The organism is Bifidobacterium aerophilum, from assembly GCF_010667685.1.
Taxonomy (GTDB): Bacteria; Actinomycetota; Actinomycetes; order Actinomycetales; family Bifidobacteriaceae; genus Bifidobacterium; species Bifidobacterium aerophilum.
The window spans coordinates 194,240-200,239 of record NZ_WHZW01000002.1 but is presented as its reverse complement, the minus strand read 5'-3'; the positions used below and the strand labels follow the sequence as shown (position 1 = coordinate 200,239).

Below are 6,000 nucleotides of genomic sequence, written 5' to 3'. Positions count from 1 at the left end.
TACAGAAACAATGTTCAAAGATTCTTTCCACTTTTGACCAAGAGATCAACAATCTCACTCTGACAAACGGCCATTTGCATGAACGGTTTGCGCTGGCGGCGTAGGCAATTCAACCTTCGACACATCAATCTCACCTGACATCAGTTTGGGCAGCAATGTATCGCGAAGTTGTGAGAGCTTCATGATCTGTTCGGAATTAGCTCGCACAGCATTCAGTATCTCAGAGAGTTTTTGCCCTATCTCTTGCAGGAGTCCATCAGAAGGGATGTAAATCGGACAATTCAGAGCGTCTCTTACCGAGACTCTTTGTCTACCACTGCTACCAGTCATGTGCCGAATTAGGTAATCAACGAAGGTTTCATTCTTCGCGAGAAAATACATTATCTCGTTGGGAATTCCTTGCTTACCGGTCAAAACAATGTATTCGGTCGATCCAAAAGCGACTTCATTCTCGTCGAGGAAATTGACATACGCGGCTTTGCCGTTTTCGAGACATGGCGTAATACGTGCTATGAGCGTATCTCCATTCGTAAAACGCATTCCTCCGTTATATGACCTTTTATTCCATCCATCAGGATATGATCCGGAGGTCGATAAGCTTCCCATATCAACGTATTTTGCAAATGCGTTTTTACTGAGCTTTCGACGAGGATTTCCTTCAGCGATATCACTAAGAACGCCAGCCTTGCCATCTGTGGAGTCACAAAGTCCAAGCTTTACATCAAATAGACTTTGCCCAATCTCCAACAAATGGCCGTTTGCAAGATTAAGGTTAGCTATCTCAGCGTCAAGAGATGTAAGTATCCCTGCAATACGTAATTGAGTTTCCATGGAAGGCAAAGATACTGGACATTTCATCAATTCGGGTTGCCGAAGACCTATGACCGTAGTACCAGTGGCCCTGTTTTTGAGCTCCTCTTGAAAAGACCGACTACACATCCAGTAATAAAGATACCGAGAATCACAAATCTCATTATTAGGACGAATTGCAAACAGTCGTTGACTTAGAACAATTTTCTCATCACTGTTCCAACGATAAATCTGACCGAAAGGAGCTTCTGAGGTAATGAGAATATCACCTCGTTGAACCTCGTCCTTCATCCATGCGTGGTATAAATCATCATCTGCGTAATAGACGTTTTCAGGCTGAACAATCTGGCCAGTCTTAATATTCCTCGCAGATAGTGCCCGATATCCAGCTAAAGACCATTCTCTTCCTAGCTTCTTAGGGGTCTTTCCGCGATAATCGATAACCAACGAAATACAATCGCGAAGTAGCACTGTACGACTAGAGCTCATACCCAATCGCCTCCAGATTCTTTTTGATTTCGGCTTGCAGTCGGTTGGATTCCTCGAAGCATTTGGCGAGTTCACCGGTCAAACGCTTCATCTTATCGTCAAACGGCTCATCGTCCTCTTCCTGTTCGGCAATACCGACATAACGGCCGGGCGTAAGAATGTAATCCTGCTTGGCAATGTCTTCGATGGACACCGCCGCTGAGAAGCCCTTCTCCTCTTCCAGCGTTCCGTCACGGAACGTATCAAATGTGGAGGCGATCTTCTGAATGTCCTCATCAGTCAGCGTCCGCTGCGAACGACTGATCATCGTGCCCATGCTGCGTGCGTCCACGAACAATGTCTTGGAATCGGCAGGGCGCCCTTTGCGCAGGAACCACAGGCATACCGGAATCTGCGTGGAGAAGAACAGCTGCGTCGGCATGGCAACGATGCCTTCCACCAGCCCGGCATTGACGATGTTCTTGCGAATCTCGCCCTCGTTGTTCGTCTGGGATGACAACGAGCCATTGGCGAGCACCAAACCGATACGGCCGGACTGCGATAGGTGGTGAATCATATGCTGCATCCACGCGAAGTTCGCATTGCTCTCGGGTGGCACACCGTATTCCCAGCGCGGGTCATCCTTGAGCTTGTCGCCGCCCCAATCGGAGAGGTTGAACGGCGGGTTGGCGAGAATATAGTCGAACCGTTCGGTGCGGTGCAGATCGTTGAAGAACGTATCGTCATTCTTCGGACCAAGATCGGCATCGATTCCACGGATGGCAAGATTCATCGTGGCCATCTTCCATGTCGTCGGGTTCGACTCCTGACCATAGACGGAGATGTTGTTGATGTTGCCCTGATGGTTGCGCACAAACTCGGCGGATTGCACGAACATGCCACCGGAACCGCACGCAGGATCGTAGACACGCCCCTTGAACGGTTCAAGCACGTTCACCAGCGTCTTCACTACGCATTTCGGCGTGTAGAACTCGCCGGCGTTCTTACCTTCCTGAGATGCGAATTGCGCCAAGCAATACTCATACGTGCGGCCAAGTAGATCATGGGTGTCGCCGTTTTCGGTCATCTTCACGTTGGTAAACAGGTCGACCACTTCGCCAAGACGGCGCTTGTCCAGCTCAGGGCGTGCGAAGTTCTTGGGTAACACGCCCTTGAGCTTCTTGTTCTCCTGTTCGATCAGCCTCATCGATTCATCAATGACCTTGCCAACCTCGGGCGTGTGTGCGGCCGACGCCACGACTTCCCATCGAGCCTCTTTTGGCACCCAGAAGATGTTCTCGGACGTGTACTCGTCACGGTCTTCCTCGAATCCTTCGCCTTCGGCCACCAGTTCGGCGTGCTTGGCCTCGAAGTTATCCGAGATGTACTTGAGGAAGATCAGTCCCAACACGACGTTCTTGTACTCGGACGCGTCGATGTTGCCACGCAGCTTGCAAGCCGCATCCCAGATCTGTTCCTCGAATCCGAGAGCCTTAGTGCTTGTTTTCTTCGCCATGAATCAGTTTCCTTCTCCGTAGTCAGCCCACAATTCGCACTGCTGCATGACCGTGTCGATCGCGTCCGGCACCTCGTCCGGCGGATACCTATGCTTTTTCAGCAATCGCTTGATCGACCGGCGCATGCGGGCGCGGGCGTCCTCTTTCTTCTGCCAGTCTATCGTGCGGTTCTTGCGCAGCGTGTCGGTCAGTTCCCGGGTGATGGCGACCAACTCGTCGTTGTCGTAAAAGTCCTTGATGGCCTGTGGTTTGGTAAGCGCATCATAGAAGGCAAGTTCCTCATCATCAAGACCGAGCGTCTTGCCTTCCTGCCGAGCGGCCATGATCTCCTTGGCCATGTCAAGCAGTTGCTGGATGACTTCAGCGTTGGTGAGCATGCCGTTGAGGTACGCGTTGACCGACTGCTGCAGCATTTCGGAGAATTTGCCTGCCTTGACGACGCTCTTCTTACGATATGCCTTGACCTGATCGTCAATGAGCTTGTGCAGCAACTCGACGGCGAGATTCTTCTGCTTCATCTGCGCGACTTCAGCAAGGAACGACTCATCGAACAACGACACTTCGACGTTCCGGTCTTCAAACAGATCGATGACGCCTTCATTATGCACGCCCTGTTCCATGATGGCGGCGATGCGCTTGTTGACTTCGCCTAGCGACATACGAGGATTGCCGGGATTCGTGTTCAGCACTTTGAGCAGCTGCGTGCGCAACACATCGATGTAGGCTTCCTCGAGTTTGAGATCATCAGACACCATACTTCTGCACAGACCGAACGCCTGAGCCATCTCTTTGGCGCATTTCACAAAGTCCTTGCGGTCTTTCTCACGCCCGGGGTCAAGCAGATAATCGGCACCATCGGCGATAACTTCGGCCATCTGTTCCGCGGAATCGGTATGGATGCGCTGCTGATAGTCCAATCCGTGCAGGAAATCACGACAGGCATCGAGTTTATCGAGGAACAACGGGTAGGCGGTATCGGCCACGTTCATATCGCCATAGCGTTCGCGGTCTCGCTTGGTGTAATCATGCATCGCACGCTTCAACGCTCCGGCGATACCGATGTAGTCAACGATCAGCCCGCCTTCCTTGCCCTTGTAGACACGGTTCACTCGAGCGATAGCCTGCATGAGGTTGTGTCCCTTCATGGGCTTGTATACGTACATCGTGGACAGTGACGGCACATCGAAACCGGTCAGCCACATATCCACCACGATGGCAATCTTGAATTGATCGTCGTCATCTTTGAACCTCTTGGCGAGCGCAAGCTTATGCGCCTTGTTGCCGATGATGGTATGCCATTCCTCCGGGTCCTGATTGGACGAGGTCATCACAACATGCACTTTATCCTGCCACTGCGGTCGCAGCTCGAGGAACTTGTCATACATTTTCATGGCGGTTGTTCTGGAATATGCGACCACCAGTGCTTTGCCGGTCAGTTCATCCGCGCGGTTTTCCTCATAATGATGCACGATATCGCGGCACAGTGAATCGATGGTCTCCGGCGCACCCAATACGCTGTCCAAAGTCGCCAGATCATGCTTGCTGCGGTCAATGGCCAGTTCATCAACATCGTCGGCGATGTTCGTATATTCCTCATCCAGCTTCTGCAGCACATTCTCATCCAGCTTGAGGGCCACGACACGGCTCTCGTAAAACACCGGACGCGTGGCACCATCCTCGACTGACTGCGTCATATCGTAAACATCCACATAATCGCCGAATATTTCGCGCGTGGATTTGTCCTGCGTTTCAATCGGCGTGCCGGTGAATCCGATGTACGAGGCGTTCGGCAATGCCTGACGGACTTTCAGGGCATCACCTATCGAATGGCTGCCATCCGTGTGTAGTTTCACTTGGAGGCCGTACTGACTGCGGTGGGCTTCATCCGCCATCACCACGATATCCCTGCGATCGGAGAGCGATTCGTCGGATTCGCTGAATTTCTGCATCGTGGTGAATACGATGCCGTTGGCTTCTCGATTGTTCAATAATTCGACAAGGTTGGACCGACTGGTCGCTTGTTGCGGGGTCTGACGCAAGAAATCTTTGCATTTTGCGAACTGACCGTATAGTTGTCCATCAAGATCAGTGCGATCAGTAGTCACCACAATGGTGGGACTCCCCACCTGCTCTCGCAGAAGATGGGCGTAGAACACCATCGATAATGACTTGCCAGACCCCTGGGTATGCCAGAACACACCGGCTTTGCCGTCGGCGCTCATGGCATGCAACGTGCTTTCGATGGCCTTGTGCACGCCGAAATACTGGTGGTACGCCGCGAGAATCTTTGCGGTTCCTTCTTCGGATTTCGAGAAGCAGATGAAATTACGGAGGATGTCAAGTAGTCGTTCTTTGGGAAGCATGCCGTCAAGCATGGTTGTCCAACGAACCGGCTTCCCGGTGCTGATCTTCGAGTAGTCTCCGTCGGCGGTCTTCCATTGCATGAACCGATCTTCGCTGGCGGTGATGGTGCCCACACGAGTGTCGGCCATGTCGGTCATTACGCAGAACGCGTTGTATACGAACAACGTTGGAATGACCTTTATGTAATTGCGTAGTTGCAAGTAAGCATCCGAGGCATCGACATTTTCTCTCGACGGTGATTTCAGCTCGAAGATCACCATCGGTATGCCGTTGATGAAGATGATCAGATCGGGGCGTTTCTCTTCATATTCGACGTATGTCCACTGATTGACCACCGTGAACGTGTTCCGATCAGGATGGTCGAAGTCCACGATTTTGATGTGGTCAGATACGGTGTTCTCTCCGTCAAAATACGAGACATCCACCCCGGACTGCATGTATTCCGTGAATGTGACGTTGCGGGACAACAGATCAATGCCTTCGACATTGGCAACCTTACGCAACGCCTCCTCGATAGCAGCCGGATGGGCTTGAGGATTGATGCGTCTCAACGATATCTCAAGCGCCCCCGGCATAAGCGCGTCACGATACGAATCATCGGTACGACTCACGGTTGGACCGTATAAATAGTCGTACCCCAATGTCTTGAGATGACCGATGATGGCTTGTTCAAATGCGTTCTCATCGAGTAACGAGAAACTCTTGCTCCCATCATCTACATATGCAACGTCATTGTCAGTCATGCAGACTCCTTCATCGTTCTCACATACGACAAATATGATACCTGTTCATGTCAATCGATATCGGCATGAACAGGCATCAGATCAAGGCTCTACCGCTT

At 51.5% G+C, this 6,000-nt stretch carries 3 protein-coding genes; all 3 read right to left on the bottom strand.

Annotated features, from left to right (window positions below; translation table 11 throughout):
* Window positions 1–54: 54 nt before the first annotated feature.
* Genes GFD25_RS01630 through GFD25_RS01620 form a run of 3 tightly spaced genes read right to left on the bottom strand, consistent with a single transcriptional unit; the run spans window position 55 to window position 5,902 of the window.
* Window positions 55–1,299, bottom strand: a complete 1,245-nt coding sequence (locus tag GFD25_RS01630; RefSeq protein WP_163229288.1) for a restriction endonuclease subunit S — start codon at window positions 1,297–1,299, stop codon at window positions 55–57.
* The gene (locus tag GFD25_RS01625) at window positions 1,289–2,794 is read right to left on the bottom strand and encodes a class I SAM-dependent DNA methyltransferase (protein ID WP_163229286.1); all 1,506 of its coding nucleotides are present in this window, start codon (window positions 2,792–2,794) and stop codon (window positions 1,289–1,291) included. The genes GFD25_RS01630 and GFD25_RS01625 overlap by 11 nt, the downstream gene beginning before the upstream one ends.
* A 3-nt stretch (window positions 2,795–2,797) precedes the next feature.
* The gene (locus tag GFD25_RS01620; protein WP_163229284.1) at window positions 2,798–5,902 is read right to left on the bottom strand and encodes a type I restriction endonuclease subunit R; all 3,105 of its coding nucleotides are present in this window, start codon (window positions 5,900–5,902) and stop codon (window positions 2,798–2,800) included.
* Between the last annotated feature and the right edge of the window lie 98 nt (window positions 5,903–6,000).

Excerpts from the sequence above, each read along its gene's own strand:
- GFD25_RS01630 (WP_163229288.1), bottom strand. The coding sequence starts at position 1,299 with ATGAGCTCTAGTCGTACAGTGCTACTTCGCGATTGTATTTCGTTGGTT.
- GFD25_RS01625 (WP_163229286.1), bottom strand. The coding sequence starts at position 2,794 with ATGGCGAAGAAAACAAGCACTAAGGCTCTCGGATTCGAGGAACAGATC.
- GFD25_RS01620 (WP_163229284.1), bottom strand. The coding sequence starts at position 5,902 with ATGACTGACAATGACGTTGCATATGTAGATGATGGGAGCAAGAGTTTC.